Origin of the sequence: Faecalibacillus sp. MSK20_93 (assembly GCF_020589945.1) — a bacterium.
Lineage (GTDB): Bacteria > Bacillota_I > Bacilli_A > Erysipelotrichales > Coprobacillaceae > Faecalibacillus > Faecalibacillus intestinalis.
In genome coordinates this window covers 1-25,557 of the sequence record NZ_JAJDKA010000043.1, presented here as the reverse complement: position 1 = coordinate 25,557, position 25,557 = coordinate 1, and the positions used below count along the sequence as shown (strand labels likewise).

Here is a 25,557-nt window from a genome sequence, read left to right as displayed (position 1 = left end):
ATGCATTTGCGACAGGGAAAGAAATGGCAAAGACAGAAGGAATCTTAGTAGGGATATCATCAGGAGCAGCATTATATGCAGCCAAAGAACTAGCCAAGAGAGAAGAAAATGCAGGGAAGACAATTGTCGTCTTATTACCAGATGGTGGAGATCGTTATTTATCAACACCTTTAATTCAAGATTAGATAGGGGAATTTAAATGATTGAAGAATTAAGACATAATTTCCGTAACGGACGAATGTGTAAATAGTTTCATTTATTCATAAAACAATATATAATATTTATACAAAAGAAAGAAGAGGAAATTAAAATGGCAGTAACTAAAAGAGAAGATAGAAAATTTAAATTTGAAACATTACAATTACATGTAGGACAAGAACAACCAGATCCAGCAACAGATGCAAGAGCAGTACCTATTTATCAAACAACATCTTATGTATTTAAAAATAGTGCACATGCTGCAGCACGTTTTGGATTAGCAGATGCGGGGAACATCTATGGACGTTTAACAAACTCTACACAAGGTGTATTTGAAGATCGTATTGCCGCTTTAGAAGGTGGGGTAGCAGGTTTAGCTGTTGCTTCTGGAGCAGCTGCAATTGCTTATACTATTCAAGCTTTAGCAGGACAAGGTGAACATATCGTTGCTCAAAAAACAATTTATGGGGGAACTTCTAACTTATTAGCACATACATTTACTCAATATGGAATTACAACTACTTTCGTAGATGCTCATAATTTACAAGAAGTTGAAGATGCAATTCAAGAAAACACAAAAGCAATTTATTTAGAAACTTTAGGAAATCCTAATAGTGATATCCCTGATATCGATGCAATTAGTGCAATCGCTAAAAAACATGGATTACCAGTTGTTGTTGATAATACATTTGGTACACCATATCTATTTAGACCAATTGAACATGGTGCTGATATCGTTGTTCATAGTGCTACTAAATTTATTGGTGGTCATGGTACAAGTTTAGGCGGTGTCATTGTTGATGGTGGTACTTATGATTGGGCTAAGAGTGGACGTTATCCATGGATCAGTGAACCTAACCCAAGTTATCATGGAGTGAAATTTACTGAAGCTGCAGGCCCAGCTGCTTTCGTTACTTATATTAGAGCAATCTTATTAAGAGATACAGGAGCTACAATTTCTCCATTCAATGCATTCTTATTATTACAAGGTACAGAAACATTATCTTTAAGAATTGATCGTCATAATGAAAATACTAAAAAAGTTGTTGAGTTCTTACAACAACATCCAGCAGTAGAAAAAGTAAATCATCCTTCATTACCAGATCATCCAGATCATGCTTTATATGAAAAATATTTTCCAAATGGTGGAGGATCAATCTTTACTTTTAATATTAAAGGTGGCGTAGAAGAAGCTCATAAATTTATTGATAATTTACAAGTATTCTCATTACTTGCTAATGTCGCTGATGTTAAATCATTAGTTATTCATCCAGCAACAACTACACATTCACAATTAACAGAAGAAGAATTAGCTGATGTTGGAATTCAACCTAATACAATTCGTTTATCAATTGGTACAGAACATATTGATGATATCTTATTTGATTTAAAAGAAGCTTTAGATCAAATTTAAAAACTTGGCAAATGCCAAGTTTTTTTATTCTGTTTCAGTTGTTGAATCTGAATTTGTATTTTCATTTGATGAAGAATCATCGGTTGTATTTTGTGATGAATCACTTTCATCGCTGTTTGTTGTATTATCACTTGATGTACTTTCTTCATTTTTAGATGAAGAAGATTTTTCTTGTTGGGTTTCTTTTTTTGTAGATGTTGACTTGTCTGTTTTTGTTTTATTTTGTTGATCTACTTGTTTTTCTAATTGATTAATTTGTTTTTGTTGATCTTGATAATGTTCATATGCAAAATAGCCACCAACTCCTGCACCAGCAATTAAAAGTAAAATAAGTAACGTGATAAGGAAAGTAGAAATTTTAGAACGTCCATTTTTTTTCTTTTTCACTTTCGTTTTTGTCTTCTTTCTTGTTACCTTTTTTGTTTTAGGTCTTTTTTTATTTTTACTTTTTGTATAGGAATAATCAGTATTATCATAGTATTCTTTTTCTAAATCATCTTGTTGATTATCGTTTTCATCTATATTTTCTTCTTCATCGTTGAATTTAAATCTTTCAGCCATAATTATCACCTCGCTATCATTTTATATATCAATATGAATTGAATTTGAACTTTTTATGTGAATTATTGGAAAATATTTGACTTTAGATATAAATTTTGTTTTTATAAATAGAGAAAGTGAGGATAAAAGATGGATAATTTGGAGTATTTAAAAGAAGTAGAGAAGAGTATTCAAAAAAAATATAAGAAAAAATTATGGAGACCTTTTTGCAAGGCTATTAATCAATATGAATTAGTAAAACCTGGAGATAAAATTGCTGTATGTATTTCTGGTGGAAAAGATTCTATGTTGATGGCTAAGCTCTTTCAAGAATTAAAAAGACATAATAAATTTGAATTTGAACTTGTTTTTATGGTAATGGATCCTGGGTACAATAAAGTAAATAGACAAATGATCATTGATAATTCGAAAAAATTAAATATTCCAATTCAAATATTTGATTCACAAATATTTGATTCTGTTTTTAATATAGAAAAATCTCCTTGTTATTTATGTGCGAGAATGAGAAGAGGACATTTATATGCTAAGGCAAAGGAATTAGGATGTAATAAGATTGCTTTGGGACATCACTATGATGATGTTATTGAAACTATTTTAATGGGTATGCTTTATGGAGCACAAATTCAAACAATGATGCCTAAACTTCATAGTTTGAATTTTGAAGGAATGGAACTTATTAGACCGATGTATCTTATTCGTGAAGATGATATTAAGGCATGGAGAGATGAACATGAATTAACATTTTTACAATGTGCATGTAAATTTACTGAAGAAAATCAAGATGCTCATGATGAAGAAAATGCTTCTAAACGTTTAGAAATTAAACAATTAATTAAGGATTTAAAGAAAGTAAATCCTTTTGTTGAAGGAAATATTTTTAAAAGTGTAGAAAATGTCAATTTAAAAACAATTGTTGCTTATAAAGATGATGAAGGGAAACATCTGTTTTTAGAACATTATGATGATTGATCGTGTAGAAATACACGATTTTTAAATAAAAAACATATCAATGATATGTTTATTAGATAATATATTCAATTTGATATCCATGTAAATCAGCAAGATCTTCTAAAGTATAGGATTCTAAATAATCAGTAATAACTTTATTTAGTCCTTTATAAAAAGGAAGAGTTAAACATTCACTATAACGAGGACATTGATTAGGTTCAGTTTCTAAACAGGCAACACAAGCGATTGGACCTTCAACAGCAACTAAAATATCTTTTGCTGTATATTTATTCATATCTCTTGTAAGAGAATATCCACCTTGGGCACCTCTAACGCTTTTAATAAGTCCTGCACGAATTAAAGGAGTAGCTATTTGTTCAAGATATTTGATAGAAATTTCTTGTCTTTTAGCAACATCTTTAAGAGATATATTTCCTTGTTCTTTATTTTGGGCTAAATCAATCATTAATCTTAGAGCATAACGCCCTCTTGTTGATATTTTCATATGACCACCTCTTTTCTATTATAACATCTTTTTTAGATAATTCCTAGAGAAATTATATGAATTAAATAAAAAGAAAAAAGACTAAAGTCTTTATTCTTGTTCAATAAATGTATTATAGATAGCACGAATTGCGTCATTAAAGTGAATGTTTTTAACACCAACAATGATATTTAATTCTGAAGAACCTTGATCAATCATTTTAACATTGATTTTTTTATTAGCTAAAGCTGTAAATACTTTTGCTGCAACTCCACGACCATCTTTCATACCACGGCCAACGATAGCAATTAAAGCAAGGTCAGATTCAAGTTCAATTGAATCAGGTTCAACGGCACGATGTAAGTTAGCTAAAATTTCTTGTTCATGTTCAATGAATGAATTTAATTCAACAATTACGTTCATTGTATCAATACCAGAAGGTGTATGTTCATAAGATAGACCAGCTTCTTCAATAACTTGTAAAACTTTTCTACCAAAACCAATTTCATCATTCATCATATCTTTTTCAATCATGATTGTCGCAAAACCTTGTTTACCAGAAATACCAGTAATAATATGATCTGGTTTATGCACAGTACTTTCAACGATTAAAGTTCCAGCATCTTCAGGTTTATTAGTATTTTTGATTACAATAGGAATTCCTTGAGAACGAATAGGGAAAACAGCATTTTCATGTAAAACACTTGCTCCCATGTAAGAAAGTTCACGTAATTCTTTATAAGTGATTGTTCCAATCACTTCTGGATTTTTAACAATACGTGGATCAGCAACTAAGAATCCTGAAACATCTGTCCAGTTTTCATAAAGTTTAACTTGTCCACATTTAGCAACGATAGAACCAGTTACATCACTTCCTCCACGAGAGAAAGTTCTAATTTTTGTGGGATCTTCACTACATGAACCATAGAATCCAGGAATAACACAATTTTCTACTTCACTTAATTTTTTAGATAAAACAGGATCTGTTTTTTTATCATCATAATTTCCATGTTCATCGATAAAGATACATGTTGCAGGATCAACAAATTCAAATCCTAAATAATTTGCAAGTAAGATACCATTTAAATATTCCCCACGACTTGCTGCATATTCTTCACTGATTTGATCTTGGAAGTTTTTCTTAATAACTTCAAATTCTTCAGTAAGATCAACTGTTAAATTAAGTTCATCGATAATACTTTGATAACGATCTTTGATTGTATCGAAAGTACATTCAAACTCTTGTTCACTTTCTGCGTTATATGCTTTGTATAATAAATCAGTAACTTTGATATCATCTTTAAAACGTTTACCAGGCGCTGAAGGTACAACAAAACGACGATCTGGATCACTTTTGATAATATCACCGACTTTTTTAAATTGATGGGCATCTGCAAGAGATGAACCACCGAATTTGACGATTTTCACCATAATAATTCTCCCCTCATATTAATGATAATAAAATATCACTTTTTTCAAGTATATTCAATATTTTTTCAATATTGAAAAAATAAAACAATAAAAATATAATAATATTATATAGAAAAGAGGTCGACATTATGAGAGAAAATATGACATTTCTTACAAATTACTATCAAATAAGAGAAATGACAATTGATCGTATGAAAGAAATTATTGATCAAAATAAAAATGCAAAGGAAGGCGGTACTGTCTTTTTTGGAGATTCTATCACCCAATTTATGGATATAGAAAAATATTTTCCTGAAATAGATAATAAATATAATTGTGGTATTGGTGGAATTACTTCCACAATGCTGCTTCATTTTATTGATGAAGGAGTTTTAAAATTTAAACCTAAACAACTTGTTTATATGATTGGTACGAATGATTTAGGAAAAACAGTTATGCAATCACCTAAAGATATTGCTATTAATGTCAAAGAACTTGTAGAAACCGTACATTATAATTTACCTGAATGTGAAATTTATGTGGTCTCACCATTACCATGTTTACCAATGCATGATTATAAACATACACCTGGTGTATTGAGAAGTAATGATTTATTAAAAATGATTTATAAGGAATTTAAGAAGACAATTCCTTATGAATATGTAACTTTTATTAATGCTTATCCAATATTATGTAATAAAAAAGGTGAACCTGTTGAAGTTTACTATGAAGATGGACTTCATATTAATCATGAAGGATATGTGCGTTATACAAATTGTTTAAAAGAATATATTTTATAATAAGAAAATAATAACGATGAATACATTTGAAAATATAATAACAAGAAGAAGTACAAAAAAATATTTAGATAAAGAAGTTAGTCAAGAATTGTTAGAGAAAATTATAGAAACAGGAAGATATGCACCAAGTGGAGGCAATAGTCAAAGTAATCATTTTCTAGTTATTCAAAATAAACAAATAATCGCTCATTTAGTTAAAATGGTTGAAAAGGCGTTTTCTCAAATGGAAATTACCGAAAATATGTATAGAAGTTTACAAAATTCAATCAATCTTTCTAAAAAGGGTGGATATGTATTTTGTTATAATGCACCTGTTTTGATTATTGTTGCCAATAAAAAAGATTATGGAAATAATCAAGCGGATTGTGCTCTTGCTCTTGAAAATATGATGCTTGAAGCTAATGATTTAGATTTAGGAAGTTGTTATATTAATCAATTAAAATGGCTCAATGAAGATCAAAAAATTTTATCTTATTTACAAAGTTTAGGTATGAAAGATGATGAAAGAGTTTATGGTTCTTTAATTGTTGGTTATCCTGATACAAATGATGGCAAACCTTTAAGAAAACCATTACCTAGAAAAGGAAATGAAGTGACATGGCTTTAGAAAATAATGAAGATGATAACTAATGGATGTTATCATCTTTTTTAATATATCTTATTTACAAATTAAATTATGAAGATTTTGTTTATATTTATTTCCAATAGGAAGTGTTATTTTGTTTTTTAACTCAATGAACTTTTCTTTTATACAAATGACATTATTTAAATTAACTAGATAAGATTTATGGCATTGAATAAATTCATTGCCTAATTTTTTTTGAATTTTCTTTAAAGTGTATCTTAATGTATAATCAGAGATAGATGTATGAATAACAATATAATTTCTATATGACTCTATATAAAGAATGTTATTTTTGATTATATGATAATTTATTTTCCCACTCTTTAAAGAAATTGTATTTGCTTTTTTTAATAAATAGTCTTTACTTTTAAGAATTGCTTGATGTAAATCTTCGTATAATAATAAATCACGTATATAGTAATTAATATATATATTTTGATAATCGAATACATTACTGTTTTTATCTAAAACATAAATAATAATAGCATTTTTTTGGATTTCATTTAAATGAGATATGATTGCTAAATTTTCAAGTATGATAACATCATAAATTGTTTCTTTTTCAAATGAAGAAGATATTTGCACTTTTAATTCAAGTTCGTCAGAAATTTTATTTATGAAATCTGAATTTATTTTACTTTTCAATAACCATAGAATTTTAATCATCTAAAATACCTTCTTCCACTTTTTTTAAATGTTCCCATAGATTAATATTATCATTTTCTAAAACAGATAATATGTGATATTTATCTATAAAAGTAATACCTTCTTTTTTCATTATTTCTATTCCACGAAGATAATTAGATTTATCAACTCCTAATAATGAATCGAATATAATTTCATCACCTGATTTTAAACATACTTTAAAAAGGATATTATACCCCTCATTATAAATATATTGAGTTGATATTTTTTCATAAGTAATCGTAATATTTTCAATTATTGAATATTTAATTTCTTGTATACCTTTTTTTAAAATGAAATATTCCCAAGTTTCTATTAAACTTGATGGTTGTACTATTAAAATAGAATTGTTGCTTAAATACCATTTAGGTGTAAATACCATTGGTAAAATAATAAATAGGTAAATAAGAACACCAACGACAATTATAAGTTCTTTATTTATAAATGGAAAATAGGTCATGAATAATCGTATACTGATTGCATAAAAAGAAAAGTAAATCATTATAAGTAATATTTTCCAAATGATAGATCTGTTTTCTTTTTTTATTTCAAATTTATATTTCATATAAATCACTCCTCTTTCTATTTATAATATAATCTAAAAAATACATAATGCCTACATTTTAGGGACAAATAGATTTTTTTAGGGATGAAATAAAAAATGGTGCAAATTCGCACCATCATGATTTTATTTTTGTAATTCCTTGTTTTTTTCTCTTTCTAACATATCTTGATAAGAATAGATACAACCACAATAATTTTGTCGATAAAGATTATATAATGTGGCGAACTTAACGGATTTTAAATAACCATTGTTCTTTTTAAAATCACTGAAAAGAAATTGTGTTTTTTCTTGATTAAAGCTTGCTCCAATTTCATTGATCCATTGGCTATTTTTGTGTGGAGAAACACTTAAAACAGTTGTCCAATAATCAAAGTGATGTAAAGATGCATAATCATAAGCATCTTTCATTCTCTTTGAATAACAAAGATAACAACGTTTTCCACCTTCAGGTTCATCTTTATATTGAGAAATATCTTTTAGATATTCTTTTGGTTGATATTCTTTTTCAACAACTTGAATATTTTGATTGAAATCTTGATTAAAGCGTTGAATAAAATTTTCTAATTCATGAAATCGTCGAAAATACTCGGTATCTGGATAAATGTTTGAATTAGAGTAATAAATAGTTATATCGAAAAATTCAGATATTTCTTTTAAAACGTTTCCGCTACATGGCCCACAACAAACATGGAGAAGTAGGGTGGGTTTTGTACCTTTTATTTTTTCTAATTCTTCTTTGAATTTTAAGTCGTAATTGATTTTCATTATAAAATCATCATGCTATCACCAAAGCTAAAGAAACGATATTTTTCTTTGACAGCTTCTTTGTAAGCTTTGAAAATAAGTTCTTTTGAAGCAAAGGCACTAATCAACATCAATAATGTTGATTTAGGTAAATGGAAGTTTGTGATTAAACAATCAATAGCTTCAAATTTATATCCAGGGTAAATAAAGATATCTGTATTTTCACTTGTTGCTTTAAATTTACCATATTTTTTCATATTAGCTTCTAGAGTACGTGTTGATGTAGTTCCTACCGCAATAATTCTTTGACCATTAGCTTTAGCTTTATTTAGTTTATCAGCGACTTCTTCACTGATTATATAGAATTCACTATGCATGTGATGATCTAAAACATTTTCTTCTTTAACAGGTCTAAATGTTCCAAGGCCAACATGTAAACATACATCAAGAATTTCAATACCCTTATCTTTTATTTTTTGATTGATTTCTTCAGTAAAATGTAAGCCAGCTGTAGGAGCTGCTGCACTTCCTTCAATTTTAGCGTAAACTGTTTGATATCTATTTTTATCTTCAAGTTTTTCTTTAATATAAGGAGGTAAAGGCATTGTTCCTAACTGATCTAAGATTTCGTAGAAGATACCATCGTATATCATTTCAAAAACACGAATACCTTCATCTTTGATTTCAATACATTTTGCTTTTAATAAGCCTTCGCCAAAAGTAATGACTGTATTCATTTTTACAATACGTGCATTACCGCATAAACATTCCCAAGTATCTTTCTTTAATTCTTTTAATAAAAGAACTTCAACATGTCCATTTGTTTCTTCTTTAATTCCAAATAAACGAGCAGGAATAACTTTTGTATTATTTCTTACTAAAACATCACCTGGTTTTAAATAATCAAGAATATCATAAAAATGTCTGTGTTCAATATTTCCGTTTTCTCTATTTACTACCATTAATCTAGAAGTATCTCTTTTTTCAACAGGATGTTGAGCAATGAGTTCTTCAGGTAGTTCAAAATCAAATTCACTTAGTTTCATTTAAAAAGCCCTCTTATAAACATCTCTACCATATTTATCTAAAAATTCTTCTTTAAAATCTAATAAACGATCTTCTTGAATTGCTTTACGAATATCTTCTGAAAGTTGTAATAAGAATCTTACATTGTGAATCGATAACAATGTTTTTCCAAATAATTCATCTGATTTATGAAGATGTCTTAAATAAGCTCTTGTATAATTTCTACAAGTATAACAATCACATTCAGGATCAATAGGAGTAAAATCTTCTTTAAACTTTTCATTATTAATATTCATACGTCCATGATGTGTCATTAAAGCACCATGTCTAGCAACACGTGTTGGTAAAACACAATCATACATATCAATACCACGAATCGCAGCTTCAATTAAATCAATTGGATTACCAACTCCCATTAAATAACGTGGTTTATCTTCAGGTAACCATTGAACCGCATCTTCGACCATTTTATACATTACATCTTTTGGTTCACCAACGCTCGTTCCACCAATTGAATAACCAGGGAAATCCATTTCTACAAGTGCTTTGGCACATTTTTCTCTTAAATCAGGATATTCTCCACCTTGAACAATTCCAAATAACGCTTGTTTTTCATTATGATGCGCTTCTTTACCTCTTTTAGCCCAACGAATTGTTCTTTCAACACTATGTTTCATATAATCATAAGTTGCTGGATAAGGAGCACATTCATCTAAAGACATAATCATATCTGCTCCTAATTTGTTTTGAATATCGATAGCTTTTTCTGGAGATAAGAATAAAGACTTACCATCAATAATACTTTTAAAATAAACGCCTTCTTCTTTGATCTTTCTTGTTTTTCCTAAAGAAAAAACTTGGAATCCTCCACTATCTGTAAGCATAGGACCATCATAGTTCATAAACTTATGAAGACCACCTGCTTTAGCAACAATATCTTCCCCAGGTCTTAACCATAAGTGATATGTATTAGAAAGGATTACTTGTGATCCCATTTCTTTTAACATTTCAGGGGCAATCCCTTTTACTGTAGCTAGTGTACCTACAGGCATAAACATAGGTGTTTCTACATCTCCATGAGGAGTATGTAAAATCCCATATCGAGCACCACTTTGTTTACAAACATGTTTTAATTCATACCAAAAATCTTTCATTTTTCCACCTCTTTTTGCCTATTCATTATACATGAAAGTATTTATAAATAAAATAGAAAAAGAGCTAAATGCTCTTAATCAAATGTAACATATTCATTTTCTAAAGGTTTAGCACCTTCTAAATGATCAACATGTAAAATAGGAATATTACTTTGAATAGATTCATCATATTCTAAACTAATGGTTCCATCAACCACTAACCATTCATCTTTAATTAAATCTTTAGCGTATTTACTAATACATACTAAACCTAAAAGTTGCATATCATCACTACAACATACCATGGCTTGTCTACCTAAAACAAAACCATTTTCAATTAATTTATCACGGCCAATCACTTTACCTTTGATCTTAATTGTTTTATTTTCATAGATTTGAGGATTTTCCATAATATGCATACAGAAAATACCATAATCCATATCATTTACTTCAATATAATCATCATTTAAGTTATATGGTAAATCATTAACAGTTAAATCTTCAATTTGTCTATTTTTATTTTCATAAACAATTTGACACATTGGATTTAAAGATTTAATACTTCCTCTAATAGGATATTTCTTTGTATTTTCATCACAACGATTAACAATAACTAAATCACTACCAGTAACATGATAAACGAATTGTCCACGCATATTGTTGTAATAAAGATCAAATGTTTCAGCAGAAATCGTTGTAAGGATTTGAACAACTTGCCATTGATCAATACAAATTTCATCCACGAATTTTGTATTATCCCACATTCCGTTATATTCAATCATAACTTGTGTTGGTTGGTATTTTTGATGTAAATGAAGAAGAGTTTCATAATTTAAATCTTCTTCGTTTTCAATAAATTCAACAGAAGCATTTTCTTTTTCTAAAGCTGGAATATCAAAAGCGACTTCACCTTCTTCGCAGGCAATGATCAAAGTTTTTTCATCTTCACCAAAACCTTGTTCAAGAAGAGTATCTTGGATAAATGAAGATTTTCCACTTTCTAAAAATCCAGTAAACAAATAAACTCTTGTTTTATTCATACGCTTATCCTAAAAATAACTCCTTAATTGTATTTTCATCTAAGTCTTTACCAATTACACAAACTTGGCCTGTATAAATAGGTTTACCTAAACGAATTTCAAATTCACCTGGTACTAAATCAAAATACCACCAATCTTCATTTCCGCTATCTACAAAACCTTTAGCTCTTAAAACATTATCATCATTACATAATTTATTTAAGATATCACTTAATTCAACTTCGTTATATTTTTTAACAGTATCAAATCCGATACTATTGAAAACTTCATCTGCATGATGGTGATGATGTCCACAACCACATTCATGATCATGGTCATGGTGATGATGATCATGCCCGCAACATTCATGTTCATGGTCGTGTTCATGGTGATCATGTCCACAACATTCATGGTCATGATTGTGTTCATGATGATCGTGTCCACAACATTCATGGTCGTGATCGTGTTCATGGTGGTCGTGTCCACAACATTCATGGTCATGGTCGTGTTCATGATGGTCATGCCCGCAACATTCATGATCATGTTCATGCAATAATTCTTCTTGAATGTTCACTTCACAAGCATTAATGATATCTAAACCATTTAATTTATCCCAAGCAGTTGTAATGATTGGTGAATGATCGTTTAATCCTTTTAAGATGTCTAAGCATTCTTTTAATTGGAATTCAGTTAAGTCTTGGCTACGACTTAAAACAATTAATGATGCATGTTCAACTTGGTTATTATAGAATTCACCAAAGTTTTTAGTATACATACGACATTTTTTAGCATCAACAACTGTAATAAAATTATCTAATTCCATTTCATCACTATTGATTGTAGAAACAGCTTTAATAACATCAGATAATTTTCCAACACCAGAAGGTTCGATAATAACACGATCAGGATGATACGTATCTAAGACTTCTTTTAATGATGTTTCGAAATCTCCTACTAAACTACAACAAATACATCCAGAGTTCATTTCGTTGATTGTAACACCAGAATCTTTTAAGAATGTTCCATCAATTCCAATTTCTCCAAATTCATTTTCTATTAATACGATTTTTTCATTTTGATATGCTTCAGCAATTAATTTTTTAATTAATGTTGTTTTTCCAGCACCTAAAAAGCCAGAAATAATATCTATTTTACTCATATATTTCACCTCCGCTAGATTATAACACTCATAAATCATTTCATCAAATGATAATACCTATGTTATAATGATTGACAAGTAAAGGGTGATAAAAAATGAAATGTCCAATAATTAAAAAATGTGGAGGATGCTTTTATCCACAAGATCAATATCAAGAAGAATTAAAAGAAAAGACATTATTTATAGAAAAAGAAATAAAGAAAACAAAATTAAAAATAGATGTAAAACCAACAGTAGCCTCACCATTAGAAAATGGTTATCGAAATAAAGCAATTGTAGCTTTTAATCAAAAATATGAATACGGATTGTATGAGGAACATAGTCAAGATATTATTCCTTATAAACACTGTTTATTACACGAAGATATTATGGATGAAATCTTACAATATATACAATGCTATTTAAGAAAGTATCGTGTTTCTATTTATGATCGTAAAAGACATAAAGGGTTATTAAGACATGTTTTAATTCGTCGAGGTGTTAAAACGAATCAAACAATGGTTGTTTTAGTATGTAATGAAAATATGTGGCGTGGATCTAAACAATTTTGTAGCCAATTAGTTAAGAGGTTTCCAAGCGTTAAAACAATTGTCTTAAATGTCAATACACGTAAAACACCAATTGTTTTAGGTAATGAAGATAAGGTTCTTTATGGTAAAGGATTTATTGTTGATGAATTGTGTGGTTTGAAATTTAAGATTTCTCCACAATCTTTTTATCAAATCAATCATGATCAATGTGTGAACCTTTATACCAAAGCTTTGTCCTTATTGAATATTAAAGGAAATGAAACAGCAATTGATGCTTATTGTGGTATTGGAACAATCGGAATGATTCTATCACAAAAAGTAAAACAAGTTATTGGAGTGGAAAGTAATAAGGATGCAATCAAAGATGCAAAAAACAATGCACGTATGAATCAACTTTCTAATATTCAATTTGTGTGTGATGATGCGACTGAATTTATGAAAAAACTTGCGAAAGAAAAGCATAAAGTAGATGTTGTCATTATGGATCCCCCAAGAAGTGGTTCAACCAAACAATTCATGGATTCGGTTAAAATATTAAATCCTAAACAAGTTGTTTATATTTCATGTGATCCAACGACACAAATTAGAGATATACAATACTTTAAAAAGATTGGTTATCATACTCATACAATGTATCTTTATGATATGTTTCCACATACAAGACATGTTGAAAGCATCGTGCTCTTGTCCCACAAGTCACCAGATAGCCATATAGATGTGAAAGTTGAATTTGGAGAAGGTGAAGAAAAGGTACCTTTAGATAAAATTGCGGAGCGGGCAAAGCAATATCAGCCGGCTCCAAGGGTTACATATAAAATGATACAAGAATATATTGAAGAAAAATATGGCTTCAAAGTACATACGGCATATATCGCAGAGGTAAAAAGAAATTTAGGATTGCCGATGTATGATGCACCTAATATGGAAGAAGAGTTGAAACAGCTGAGAAGGCATCCGACGGCGGAGAAAGTAGAAGCGATAAAGGATGCATTAAAACATTTTGGGGTGATTTAATATGAGCGTTATTTATATGTTATTTACTGTGAGCTTTGATTATAATAACTATTGAAGAAATTATATCAGTTATTTGGAGGTCAAATGGAATGGGAAATGATATATTTAGCGCGGTAATTGAGCTCAACAAGATTAGACAGCAGGCATATGAAATATATTTACCCATAGTGGAGGAATTGTGCAACAGAGAGGTATCAGAAGAAGAATTGTCTCATTGTCTCGATTACTTATTAGATTTCGCAGATGATGCGAGTATGCTGGAATTGTATAAAAAGTTGTGTAGAAGATTTGTATGCACATATCCTGGATGTATAAATTTTTATGTCAATGCCTATAAAGAGATGTGGGAAAAAACAGAATTCTGAAAGGGGTTTACATGAATCAACTTATAAAAATGGATGAAGAGTATAGGAAGTGGATTGAGGACATAGGAAAACGCTATAAACAGAGACAGATTAAGGCATCTGTTTCTGTTAATCAGGAAATGATTGGTTTCTATTGGTCTATAGGAAGAGATATTGTAGAAAAGTCGGCTGAAAGTAAGTGGGCAGTGGATTTTTTGTTAATTTAAGTAAAGATATGAGAACAATTTTGCCAGGGGTTCAAGGCTTATCAAGTTCGAATCTCAGATATATGAAGAAATTTTATGAATTGTACAGTGATCCAATTCTTCCACAATTTGTGGAAGAATTGAAGAGCAAAGAGGATTCAATAAATGTTCCACAACTTGTGGGAGATTTATCGGATAAAGAATTGTTTTCGATTCCGTGGGGACATCATAGAGCTATCATTGATAAATGTAAATTGGACAGGGAAAAATCAATACTTTTTGTGAAGAAAACGATTTTAAATAATTGGTCAAGGGCAGTACTTTTAAATTTTCTTGATACCGATTTATATGAGCGTCAGGGAAAAGCAATTTCAAACTTTGAATACGCATTGTCTGAACCACAAAGCGACCTTGCACAGGAAATAACAAAGGATCCATATAATTTCGACTTCGTAGCAATCAGAGAAGATTATAGTGAGAAAGAGTTAAAAGACGCATTGATGGACAACATCACAAAATTTCTTATGGAACTTGGAAAAGGGTTTGCTTTTGTTGGAAGAGAATATACAATACCGATTGAAGGAACAGAGGAAAAAATAGATCTTTTATTTTATCATCTGTATTTGCATTGTTACGTTGTTGCTGAAGTTAAAATAGTAGCTTTTACATCGAGAGACATTGGACAGATTGGTACATATGTGAATATTGTGGATGATTTGGTCAAGACAGATTTTGATGCAAAAACAATTGGTCTGATTATATGCAAAAGCAAAAATAATATCCTTGCAAAATATGCGGTAAATAGTTCAAAAGAACCGATAGGAATATCTGAGTATAAGTTGTCAAATTTATTGCCTGTGGAATATAGAGCTTCTATGCCAATGATAGAAGAAATTGAGAATGAACTCAGGTAAATATTTTAAAAGAAACTAACGGATAAGGAGCATTGAATATATGTTGAATTCAAACGAAAGAATGGGTTTCATAATTGAATATATGTCTTCATATGATGAAAAAATCAAAATGGCAAATAAAAACGGATTATTTGATGCTGCAAAAATGTTTGAGTTATTTGCGATTGAGGTATGTAATGTATGGTTCGGACAGAAGTTTAGTAATCTGAATGACGAGACGGCAACTTATCCATATGTAGATTTGATATCAGAAAACAGAGAACTTTTAGTGCAGGTAAGTACTGTACAAGATGTACCAACAAAAATAAAAACTACATTGGAAAAGATAAGGGATTCAAAAGATAAAAAATGCTCGGACTTAAAGAATATTGTATTTTTTGTACTTAGTAATAATAGTATTGATAAGGTGAGAGAGTATAGTGGGGATAATCAAATTGGGAGTATTTCATTTACTATTAAAGATAATTTGATTACTACAAATGATATTATAACTAAAGCACAAAATGATCTTAATTTTCAGAAGAAATTATACAAGGTATTAAAGGATGAGTATGAGAACTTTAATATTAATATCAGAAAATTTAAAGGTGCATTGGAACTTAGTAATTCAGGGTTGAAAAATATTGAAGGATTGATTAAAGGAGAGTATGAAATCGATAGAAATGAATTTCTTGAAAAAATAACAAAAGACAATGAGCGATATATTTCAATACAAGGTGGAGCTGGTAGCGGTAAATCTGTTTTATGCAAAAAATATGTTGAAAATGAAAAATTGGTTTTATATGCTCGTGCTGAAAGATTTTTGGAAGAAAGTCATATTGACGACATTTGGGGTTGCTGTATCCAAGACGTTTTAGAGTGTATTAATGGAAAGAAATTAATATTCTTTATTGATGCTCTCGAGTTTATTGCGGACTGTGCCGAAACAAAATTTGAATTATTACAGTATTTGTATGATATGGCGGCAGAATATCAAAATGTGTACATAGTAACATCTTGTAGAACGAGTGATAAAAATGCTTTTATTAAACTGGAAACAAATTTTTCAATAAAAATTTATGAAGTTGGCGATATAACAGAAGATGAACTTGCATTGCTTATGAAGCAATATCCGATTATTCATAAAATGTATAAAACAAATTCATATGTTGATTTATTAAAATCGCCCTTTTATATAAACTTGATAGTTAGTAATTCGATGGATATTGATAATATAGGTGATGAAAATTCTCTAAGAGAATATATTTGGAAAAACATAATATGTTTGGAGGAAAAATCTCGAATGTATGGCATACTCAGTAACAAAGTTATTGAAACTGTTGAGAAGATTGTGTTTGAAAGAGCTAGAAAATTTATGTTGGGTATTCATAAGGACGATATAGATAGAGACATAATGCATGCATTGCTTTCAGAAGGTGTAATTGCTCAACAAGGAGATTATATTAGACTGAAATATGATATTTTCGAAGATATTTGCTTTGAACATTATTTTGATAAAGCTTTTGATTTGTGCAAAGGGAAGTATAAGACCTTCTATGATGAAATAGAAAATCTTGGGCGATGTGTGTATAGACGGTATCAGATTTGGATTTCAAATAAAATGTTTATACAGGTAAATAGAGATAAGTTTTTATATAGCCTTACTTTTTCTGATGAGATTCCGCAAAGTTGGAAAAGGCAAACAGAAATTGGAATTGTTAAGTCAAGGTTTTGTGATAATTATTTCGAAGAACAAGGGTCGGAGATTCTGGAACAAGGCATGTTGTTCGACTTTGTGAAGAATATTAATTTGTTCGCATTTGAAGGTGAGTTATTACATATTAGACAAGAATCACCACAAATGAAATTGTCCCCAATTGGTAATGGAAGACCATGTATTATTCGACTTTTGAAAAACGAAGAAATATATAAGAAAAATATAATCGGAAGAGATGATATAGTTAAGTTATGCTTGGATTATGCGAAACAAGAAGATAAAGTGGCAGTTATTGCTTCAGATGCATGCGCTATGATGGAATATTATGTGGAATATTCGTTGCAGGAATCTGAGCAAGAAAACTATTATAAAATCATAGATGAAATATCGTCTTGCTTGGAAGCACTTTATCGAATGGCAGATAACTCAGAAGAGTGGTTAAAAAAGTTTTTTAATACATTGATTAATAATTATATTAATGGAAATAGAAAAAGTATGCGTAAGTCAGAAGATATTATGGAATGGACATTGAAGAATGCTTATCCTGCTTTGGTAGCTGGATTAGCAAGCGAATTGTGTTCGATAGCTGATATACTATGGTTACGTGGAAAAGTAGATGCAGAGAAATTTGATTTCTATAGAGCCGATAGATTGTCTAAGGGTTTTGAATATGGATTAAGTGAGAAAGCTGAACATTATAATTATTTATATAGAACAGTGTACGAGAATGCATTTTTATGGAATCTGTTTCGATTGAATTTTAAAGTGGGATTTCATTGGGCAATTCAATTTATAAATAGGGTAATATTAGAATATGCAACTAATAATCCTGAATATGTAATAAAAATCAAAGTAAAAATTAGTGAGAGTAATGCAATAAAGGAATATTGGGGAAATGGAAATATGTGGCTTGCAGGGATTAGAGATCACAATGTACCTACCTTAATAGGAGATGTTATTTTTTGTCTTAAAGAGGCTATAATAAGCAGTTTGGAGATTTGTAAAAAGGATCATGAATTCACTGTTGCATTTGCAAATTATGTCAAAGAAACTATTTATTCAAAATCAAATAATATAGTATTGCTTACAATCATTGAGAGTATAGGAATGCACTTTGAAAACGAATTACCGGGTTATGCTTTGGATTTGGCTACAAGCATAGAACTTGTTCATTGGGATACCACAAGATATATGTTGTACAAAAAAAATCCGACAAAAGAGTTGCTCGAAAGGCAAATTCTTAAGACCATGGGGATACCTGAGCTTAAAGATAGATATGAGTTGGATAAAAAATGTGATTTGAGTATACAAGAATATGTATCTCATACACAGATATATTTTGATTCAATGGTTCAGGATAAATGCTATGGAATTCTTGATTATTTATATTCAATTATAAAAAATGATGCAGAAAATGCACAGGACTATTTACAGATTCAAAAAATGGATATGCGTGGTGCAAAAGCAACCAAGATAACCGACAATATAATTATGTTAGAACCCCAAATATCAGGGGAAGCAGAAAAAATTGTTCTAAGACAAGAAGAATTCAATAAACCTAAGCAGAGATTAAATGCGGCGATTAAAAAGTGTAATGATAATATGGTGTCTGGGCAGATTGACTTGCCATCAACTCTTGATGCAATTAAAGTTATTTTAGAATTGATGAAGGATACTGATATGGCATTTCAATATGAAAATCTTTTGATACTTTTAATTGCTAGTGCAATAAATCATCAAGAATTAGAAAATGAGAAAAGGGAAAAGTTTTGCACAATATGGATTAACGGAATAGAGAAATTGTTTTCTAATGGAAACTTTTTGGCAGATATTGCACTTATGCCAGTTTTATTGAATCAATTGGAAAATGACGTTGCTATTGGGATAAAAAATAAAATAAAGAAAATTGTGTTGGATTGTTTGATGTATAAGGGGCAACATGGTGTTATTGATGAAATGGCTAAATACGTGAAGAGATATTTAGCTAATCACGAGACTTTGGCACAAGCGGTATTTAATACAATTATTAAATTATCTGAAGATCAGATGGAACATCAAAAATATAATGCTAATTATTTGAAAGTGAGTAAGAAAGATAAGGAGTTTATATTTAATCCTAATATGCAACCTAAGTTGTCAGGAATAGATCGTTATATCAAAGATGATGATGGAAATTGTTATACTAGTCGCGAAGAGGAGATAATAGATAGGTATCTGCTGCAGGAAGAATCTTTAGAGATAGATGTTTTTGATATGAGTAACTATGATATATCTACAATATGCTATGTTGCAAATTGCGGCCTAAATTTTACGAATGAATCTTTTAGAATGGTTATTCATGAAATTTTGCTATGTGTGATTGATATTTGGAAATATACTAAAAGAAATTATAATGCTCACGAAATTTTTGATGTTTACCAAGAACATGAAATCATAGAGCTGTTTCAGTGGAAAATGATTCAAACCCAAGATGATGCAAAAATGGCAATCGATATATTATTTGAAGAGATTGATTTTACAAAATTTACAACAGATACAATTGAGTTCTATCAAGATATCTTTGGCAATTTTTTATGTGAATTTTTTGACTCATATGTTGACTCAAAAAGAAGAAATATATGTAAAAAGAAAATTCTATATATTGAGAAAAAAGTAAATGACATTGATGAGGAGTATGTTCGAATACAGTTATATAAATCTCTTATGCTTTCTGTAACGAGATATTGCACGGGAGACTGGAGTAAAATCAAAACAAATTATTCATACGTAGATAAGCAATTTTTGAATAAGCAATTTACAAAGTATGGAAAATATCACATAAAGGAACTGTTGAGAACGATTTACCAAATGCATATGGATGAATTGCTGCCAGAAATATTAATTTCTATTAGAAATAGCTTTCAAAATGCAAAATCTGAGGTAAATAAATTTAAAAAATCAATAAGAGAACAAGAAGCAATAGTACAGTTGATTATCCTTAAATCCTTTATTACATATAGTGATAAAATTAAACAGGATCAAGAACTTATTGAAGCATATGAAGATATACTTGAAATATTGATCAATTTAAATTATGAGCAGGCGGCTGTTATTTTGGATGAGTTTAGGATTCATTAATGGATGCAGGTTATTATTCATCTGAAATAAATATAATAAGAGATGCATGTTCGCTAAATGATATTTGTGGATGATATCGTCAAGGTTAGATTTTGTGGGAAAGTGGTAATACAGTTGAGACGGTGTGTTTGCTGTCAAGAAAAGATAAATAAAGGCTGAAAAGTAGCGCATTTCCGGATTTTTTGCTTAGTTAGCATCATTAGAGAAGCCTTGCGGAAAGCTCGACTTTCTTGTATGGAAACATATCTACTTATTAGTCTGACCGGAGAAAAAAAGTGGATGGTCAGAAAAATGTTGTAGGTTTTAGGCTGTGGATTAGATGTCATAGGTTGTGGCATTGGGATTGTTGTCAGAGACAACCGCAGTTTAAGCCACTCAATACTATTAGGCGGATTTGGCAGTGAAATATATAACAGGAAAATTATTGTGTATGTGGAGGTTAAAAGATGAGTAAAAATGCACAAATATTACTAGAAAATTTAATTGAACAAGAATTTCGAAATAATGATAACTATAGCAACATATCAGAATATTTTGAATTTTTTTCAGCAAGCCAAATATTGAAAAATCAAGGATTAAGTGACGATGAAGTAGATAATGGTATTGTGGGAAAAGGATTGGATGGAGGATGCGATTCGATTTATTTATTTTTAAATAATTTACTTATTACGCCAGATGTTGTTGAACATATATCTGCACCAAAAGATTCCATTCTGGAAATGATAATTATCCAGTCAAAGAAGACCACATCATTTGGAGAAGATGCAGTGATGAAGTGGAAAACCATCTCTGGAAATCTTCTGGATTTATCAAAAACAACAACTGATTTTACGGCAAGGTATAATGCCGATATTCTCGAAGCATTTACTACGTTTAGGGATACATATACACGTTTGATAACCAGCAGGGTAAAGTTGAAATTTAGATTTTACTATGCAACATTAGCATCAGAATTACATCCTAATGTAATTCAGCAATCCGAAGAACTGAAAGATACCATAAAAGGATTATTCCCGAATGCAGTTGTTGAGGTAACTTTTGTTGATTCTGATACTCTGTTTGAAATGTATAATGCGGTGATAGAAAATAGAGTGAATCTTAAATTTGCAGATATTCCAATTTCGCCAAATCAAAAAAATTATGTTGCGTTAGTTGATTTGAAAAGCTATTTTAACTTTATAGTAAATGATGAAGGCGATGTGAGAAAGAGTTTTTTCGATTCTAATGTGCGTGATTATCAAGGAAAAAATAATGTAAACAGTAGTATATCCGAAACATTACATAGAGCCGATGATAATGATTTTTGGTGGTTAAATAATGGAGTTACAGTACTGGCATCCGAAGCTACATTGGTAAATAATAGAGAGTTACAAATTGTTAATCCTGAAATTGTTAATGGATTACAAACTTCAATGGAAATATATAATTATTTTTCCGAAAATAGAGAAGCATTAGAGTCAGAAAAACGTTCCATATTGCTAAGGATAATTGTTCCTGATAATGAAGAATCAAGAGATCAAATTATCTTTGCTACAAATAATCAGACAAATATTCCTAAAGCAACATTGCGTGTGACTGATCCTATACATCTTCAAATTGAAATGTATTTTAAGAGTAGAGGATTATTTTACGATAGGAGAAAAAATTATTATAAAAATCAGGGACATAAGCCTGCGGAGATTGTTGGGGTATCTTTTCTTGCACAATGTCTTATTACAATTTTCCTGAAAAAGCCAGACTATGCACGAGCAAGACCATCAACATTGCTGAATGACGAAAAAACATACAACGAATTATACGAAAAGAATAATGATCTAGAGGTATTTTATAGAGTAGCTTTACTAGGTAAAAAAATCCAGAAAAATGTAAGAAGTGGTTCTGATTATTCTTCAGCAGAAAAAAGTGATATTTTATATTATGTACTGTATGCAGTTATTGCAGATGTATTGGGTAAGAGAAATATTACTCCTGCTGATATTAAGAACTTGGATATGGATTCTGTAACGGATACCTTAATTGAAGATATTCGAAATAGAGTATACGAAATATATAAACAGCATGGAGGAAATGGACGTGTAGCCAAAAGTGCAGAATTTATACAGTATATAGATAATATGTTAGATGAATAAAGTGAAGACAACCCTCCCGGCCATCATGGCCAGTAGGGTTTCGTACGTTTATGAAATTATGCATTAACATCAATACTAACACCTGATTTCAGTTGGACGGTGATGTGGTCATCTCAGATGATTATCTGTTGGATCCAGCGTCGCACCAGTGATTCGTCGAATTCGGTGAGATGGGTAGTCTGCTGTGCGATGCAATCCTACAGGTCATTGATCCAGCATTTGTACCTGCATCAAGTGTGGTGACGTTTATAGATGAAGCGCTGGTTCGAAAGTATATCGAGCAGATCAAGATATTTGAAGACCATTTCATGGTTTGCTTTAAGGCAAAGTTGGAAATAGATATTCGAAGATAGGTTTTTATAAGTGTTTGTAGCAAGGGCGAAGGCTCCTGCTTGTTTTTTGCTAAAGTTTAGGGGGATAGATTGAAAAAACAAAAGAAAATTGTTATTAATCGAGATAATGTTGAAGAATTTGTACGTTCACGTAATACTTCAAAAGATTATTCTAATAAAACAAGAATGCAAAGACAAAAATTATATATTCAAACTTATATTAATCAATTGAAAACTAAACTTACAAATGATTATTCAATAACACTTCAAAAAATGTATGATTTTTATAGTAAATTAAAACAGCTTGTATTACAATTGTTTTATGAAGAAGATAAGTAGGGGGGTGTTTTTATGTATAAGATAAATGATTTATATGATTTAACACATAGTCAAGCAAAGGATTATTTATCAAAATATGAGTATCCTTGGCAAGCTTTAAAAGGAATTAAAGATTTTATTATTGAATTAGGAGAAACTTTAGGGGATGAATATCAAGAAGTGAATGAACATGTTTGGATTCACAAAGATGCTAAAGTTTTTGATAGTGCTTATATTGGTTCACCTTGTATTATTGGTGCAGGAACAGAAGTGAGACATTGTGCTTTTATCAGAGGAAGTGCATTAGTAGGAGAAAATTGTGTTATTGGTAATTCTGTTGAGTTAAAGAATGTTATTATTTTTGATAATGTACAAGTTCCTCATTATAACTATGTAGGTGATTCTATTTTGGGATATAAGTCTCATATGGGTGCAGGATCAATTACAAGTAATGTTAAAAGTGATAAAACACTCGTTGTTGTAAAAGATAGATTTAATCACGAAGAGATTGAAACGGGACTTAAAAAAATGGGTGCAATGCTAGGAGATTATGTAGAAGTAGGATGTAATAGTGTTTTAAACCCTGGAACTGTTATTGGAAGAAATAGTAATATTTATCCATTATCTAGAGTAAGAGGCGTTGTACCAGAAAATTCAATTTTTAAGGAACTTAATGATATCGTAGAAAAGAAATAATTATTAGAGGCAATGTGATTTAAAAACATTGCTTTTTTATTGATATTATAATCATACATGTAATTAAAATTATAAAAATTTAAATTAGATGAGTATTTAAGTAATTAAAATAGCATATTGGTTATAAAGGGTTGATAAAAATTAAAAAAATGGTATGGTTTAAGTAAATATTCTATATGAAGAAAGGATAGAAAAAATGAATAAAAAAGTAAGAAAAGCAATTATACCAGCAGCAGGATTAGGGACAAGATTTCTACCAGCAACAAAAGCAATCGCCAAAGAAATGTTACCAATCGTAGATATTCCAACAATCCAATATATCATACAAGAAGCAGTAGACAGTGGAATAGAAGAAATCTTAATTATTACAAACAGTAATAAACATGCAATGGAAAATCATTTTGATAAAAACTATGAACTAGAAGAAAGATTAAAAGAAGCAGGAAAACTAGAACAAGTAAAAATGATCCAAGATATAGCAGATATGGCCAATATCTACTATATCAGACAAAAGGAACCAAAAGGATTAGGACATGCAGTCTTATGTGCTAAATCATTCATTGGAGATGAACCATTTGCAGTCTTATTAGGAGATGATGTGGTTGTCAATAAAGAAGGGAAACCAGCTTTAAAACAACTAATAGAACAATATAGTAAAACATCAGCATCCGTAATCGGAGTACAGACAGTCGATAAAAAAGATGTCAGCAAATATGGAATCGTAGAACCATCAAAATCACATCCAGCAAAAGGAAGACTGGTAAAACTAACAGATATGGTAGAAAAACCAGAAGTAGAGAAAGCACCAAGTCAACTAGCAGTCTTAGGAAGATATGTATTGACACCTGAAATCTTTGAACTTTTAGAAACACAAGGAAAGGGAGCAGGAGGAGAAATCCAATTAACAGATGCCATTAAAAGATTATTAGATAGACAAGCAGTGTATGCGTATGATTTTGAAGGAAAGAGATATGATGTAGGGGATAAATTTGGATTTATCAAAGCAACAATCGATTTTTCATTAGATAGAGAAGATTTACATGATCAAGTAAATGAATATATTCATACATTAGTTGAAAAAGAAAAAGCTAAATAAAATATTATAAAGAAGCCTTTGTTTAAGGGTTTCTTTTTTATAAAAACAAGTATAAAAGTATAATAATTTTTCTTTTTGCAATATCTAAAACACTCTATAAACACCAAATCATAAAAAAACAATAAAAAAAGACCAATGGGAAAAACGTTGATATAAAGGCAGAAAAAGAGGGAAAGAGAGAAAAAAATAAAAAAAGGACAAGAAAAAGCTTTACAAAAGGGAGAGGGGATGGTAATATAAATGGGCACTCGACGAGAGAGACGAGTGAGAGGACATTGAAAACTGAACAGGAAAGAATAAAACACAACGTCAATGAGAGTTTAGAAATAAACAGAAAACAAAAAAAGAGCTAAACAGACCAAAGTTGTCTGAAGAGATAGAAGGACAATGGAGAG

The 25,557-nt window shown here is 30.0% G+C and carries 22 protein-coding genes and 2 pseudogenes; 14 read left to right on the top strand and 10 right to left on the bottom strand.

Features of this window, described 5'->3' with window-relative positions; translation table 11 throughout:
- Both LJD34_RS11590 and LJD34_RS11585 read left to right on the top strand, forming a co-directional pair.
- Positions 1–185, top strand: a pseudogene (locus tag LJD34_RS11590) (cysteine synthase A); the annotation flags it as partial.
- 125 nt (positions 186–310) lie between these two features.
- Positions 311–1,612: an O-acetylhomoserine aminocarboxypropyltransferase/cysteine synthase family protein gene (locus tag LJD34_RS11585; protein ID WP_227359947.1), complete on the top strand. Its 1,302-nt coding sequence runs from the start codon at positions 311–313 to the stop codon at positions 1,610–1,612.
- A gap of 24 nt (positions 1,613–1,636) precedes the next feature.
- Here the strand turns inward: LJD34_RS11585 and LJD34_RS11580 are convergent, their stop codons facing one another.
- The gene (locus LJD34_RS11580; protein WP_032089921.1) at positions 1,637–2,173 is read right to left on the bottom strand and encodes a hypothetical protein; all 537 of its coding nucleotides are present in this window, start codon (positions 2,171–2,173) and stop codon (positions 1,637–1,639) included.
- A 129-nt stretch (positions 2,174–2,302) separates the two neighbouring features.
- Here LJD34_RS11580 and LJD34_RS11575 point away from each other — a divergent pair, with 129 nt between their 5' ends.
- Positions 2,303–3,142: a tRNA 2-thiocytidine biosynthesis TtcA family protein gene (locus LJD34_RS11575; protein ID WP_081918903.1), complete on the top strand. Its 840-nt coding sequence runs from the start codon at positions 2,303–2,305 to the stop codon at positions 3,140–3,142.
- Between the two features lie 52 nt (positions 3,143–3,194).
- On the opposite strand, the gene LJD34_RS11570 is transcribed toward LJD34_RS11575, so the two are convergent.
- Together LJD34_RS11570 and LJD34_RS11565 are read right to left on the bottom strand one after the other, a co-directional pair.
- Positions 3,195–3,626: an RrF2 family transcriptional regulator gene (locus tag LJD34_RS11570; RefSeq protein ID WP_119363891.1), complete on the bottom strand. Its 432-nt coding sequence runs from the start codon at positions 3,624–3,626 to the stop codon at positions 3,195–3,197.
- A gap of 90 nt (positions 3,627–3,716) precedes the next feature.
- Positions 3,717–5,036, bottom strand: coding sequence for an aspartate kinase (locus LJD34_RS11565; protein ID WP_032089923.1), 1,320 nt, complete (start codon positions 5,034–5,036; stop codon positions 3,717–3,719).
- Between the two features lie 128 nt (positions 5,037–5,164).
- Here LJD34_RS11565 and LJD34_RS11560 point away from each other — a divergent pair, with 128 nt between their 5' ends.
- Positions 5,165–5,815: a GDSL-type esterase/lipase family protein gene (locus LJD34_RS11560; protein ID WP_175301996.1), complete on the top strand. Its 651-nt coding sequence runs from the start codon at positions 5,165–5,167 to the stop codon at positions 5,813–5,815.
- A 16-nt stretch (positions 5,816–5,831) separates the two neighbouring features.
- The gene (locus LJD34_RS11555; protein WP_227359946.1) at positions 5,832–6,422 is read left to right on the top strand and encodes a nitroreductase; all 591 of its coding nucleotides are present in this window, start codon (positions 5,832–5,834) and stop codon (positions 6,420–6,422) included.
- Positions 6,423–6,473: 51 nt separating this feature from the next.
- Here LJD34_RS11555 and LJD34_RS11550 read toward each other — a convergent pair whose 3' ends face one another.
- From LJD34_RS11550 to LJD34_RS11520, 7 genes are all read right to left on the bottom strand, one after another.
- A complete protein-coding gene (locus LJD34_RS11550) occupies positions 6,474–7,106 on the bottom strand; it encodes a LytR/AlgR family response regulator transcription factor (protein WP_227359945.1) in 633 nt (210 codons plus the stop codon).
- A complete protein-coding gene (locus LJD34_RS11545; RefSeq protein WP_175301999.1) occupies positions 7,099–7,689 on the bottom strand; it encodes a hypothetical protein in 591 nt (196 codons plus the stop codon). The genes LJD34_RS11550 and LJD34_RS11545 overlap by 8 nt, the downstream gene beginning before the upstream one ends.
- 123 nt (positions 7,690–7,812) lie before the next feature.
- The gene (locus LJD34_RS11540) at positions 7,813–8,454 is read right to left on the bottom strand and encodes an epoxyqueuosine reductase QueH (RefSeq protein ID WP_227359944.1); all 642 of its coding nucleotides are present in this window, start codon (positions 8,452–8,454) and stop codon (positions 7,813–7,815) included.
- Positions 8,454–9,479, bottom strand: a complete 1,026-nt coding sequence (gene queA, locus LJD34_RS11535; RefSeq protein WP_032089926.1) for a tRNA preQ1(34) S-adenosylmethionine ribosyltransferase-isomerase QueA — start codon at positions 9,477–9,479, stop codon at positions 8,454–8,456. The genes LJD34_RS11540 and queA overlap by 1 nt, the downstream gene beginning before the upstream one ends.
- Positions 9,480–10,613 (bottom strand): tRNA guanosine(34) transglycosylase Tgt, encoded by a 1,134-nt coding sequence (gene tgt, locus LJD34_RS11530; RefSeq protein WP_032089927.1) that lies wholly within the window; start codon positions 10,611–10,613, stop codon positions 9,480–9,482.
- Between the two features lie 74 nt (positions 10,614–10,687).
- Complete coding sequence (locus tag LJD34_RS11525; protein WP_032089928.1) at positions 10,688–11,632, bottom strand: GTP-binding protein; 945 nt, start codon at positions 11,630–11,632, stop codon at positions 10,688–10,690.
- A 4-nt stretch (positions 11,633–11,636) separates the two neighbouring features.
- On the bottom strand, positions 11,637–12,770 hold the full coding sequence (locus LJD34_RS11520) for a GTP-binding protein (protein WP_175302001.1): 1,134 nt from the start codon (positions 12,768–12,770) through the stop codon (positions 11,637–11,639).
- 95 nt (positions 12,771–12,865) lie between these two features.
- Here LJD34_RS11520 and rlmD point away from each other — a divergent pair, with 95 nt between their 5' ends.
- From rlmD to galU, 9 genes and pseudogenes are all read left to right on the top strand, one after another.
- On the top strand, positions 12,866–14,314 hold the full coding sequence (rlmD, locus tag LJD34_RS11515; RefSeq protein WP_227359943.1) for a 23S rRNA (uracil(1939)-C(5))-methyltransferase RlmD: 1,449 nt from the start codon (positions 12,866–12,868) through the stop codon (positions 14,312–14,314).
- An 89-nt stretch (positions 14,315–14,403) separates the two neighbouring features.
- Positions 14,404–14,679, top strand: a complete 276-nt coding sequence (locus tag LJD34_RS11510; protein ID WP_227359942.1) for a hypothetical protein — start codon at positions 14,404–14,406, stop codon at positions 14,677–14,679.
- A gap of 11 nt (positions 14,680–14,690) precedes the next feature.
- Positions 14,691–15,160, top strand: a pseudogene (locus LJD34_RS16815) (DUF1016 N-terminal domain-containing protein); the annotation flags it as partial.
- A complete protein-coding gene (locus tag LJD34_RS16470) occupies positions 15,146–15,778 on the top strand; it encodes a PDDEXK nuclease domain-containing protein (RefSeq protein WP_412301407.1) in 633 nt (210 codons plus the stop codon). The pseudogene LJD34_RS16815 and the gene LJD34_RS16470, both read left to right, overlap by 15 nt.
- Before the next feature lie 40 nt (positions 15,779–15,818).
- Positions 15,819–20,591, top strand: a complete 4,773-nt coding sequence (locus LJD34_RS11495; protein WP_227359941.1) for an SMEK domain-containing protein — start codon at positions 15,819–15,821, stop codon at positions 20,589–20,591.
- A gap of 446 nt (positions 20,592–21,037) precedes the next feature.
- Positions 21,038–22,720, top strand: coding sequence for an AIPR family protein (locus LJD34_RS11490; RefSeq protein ID WP_227359940.1), 1,683 nt, complete (start codon positions 21,038–21,040; stop codon positions 22,718–22,720).
- A gap of 422 nt (positions 22,721–23,142) precedes the next feature.
- Positions 23,143–23,391 carry a hypothetical protein gene (locus tag LJD34_RS11485; RefSeq protein WP_117829345.1) on the top strand — a complete coding sequence of 83 codons (249 nt, stop codon included), beginning with the start codon at positions 23,143–23,145 and terminating at the stop codon, positions 23,389–23,391.
- Between the two features lie 12 nt (positions 23,392–23,403).
- On the top strand, positions 23,404–24,066 hold the full coding sequence (locus LJD34_RS11480; protein ID WP_032089935.1) for a UDP-N-acetylglucosamine pyrophosphorylase: 663 nt from the start codon (positions 23,404–23,406) through the stop codon (positions 24,064–24,066).
- A 196-nt stretch (positions 24,067–24,262) separates the two neighbouring features.
- Positions 24,263–25,162 carry a UTP--glucose-1-phosphate uridylyltransferase GalU gene (galU, locus tag LJD34_RS11475; protein WP_227359939.1) on the top strand — a complete coding sequence of 300 codons (900 nt, stop codon included), beginning with the start codon at positions 24,263–24,265 and terminating at the stop codon, positions 25,160–25,162.
- Positions 25,163–25,557: the final 395 nt, after the last annotated feature.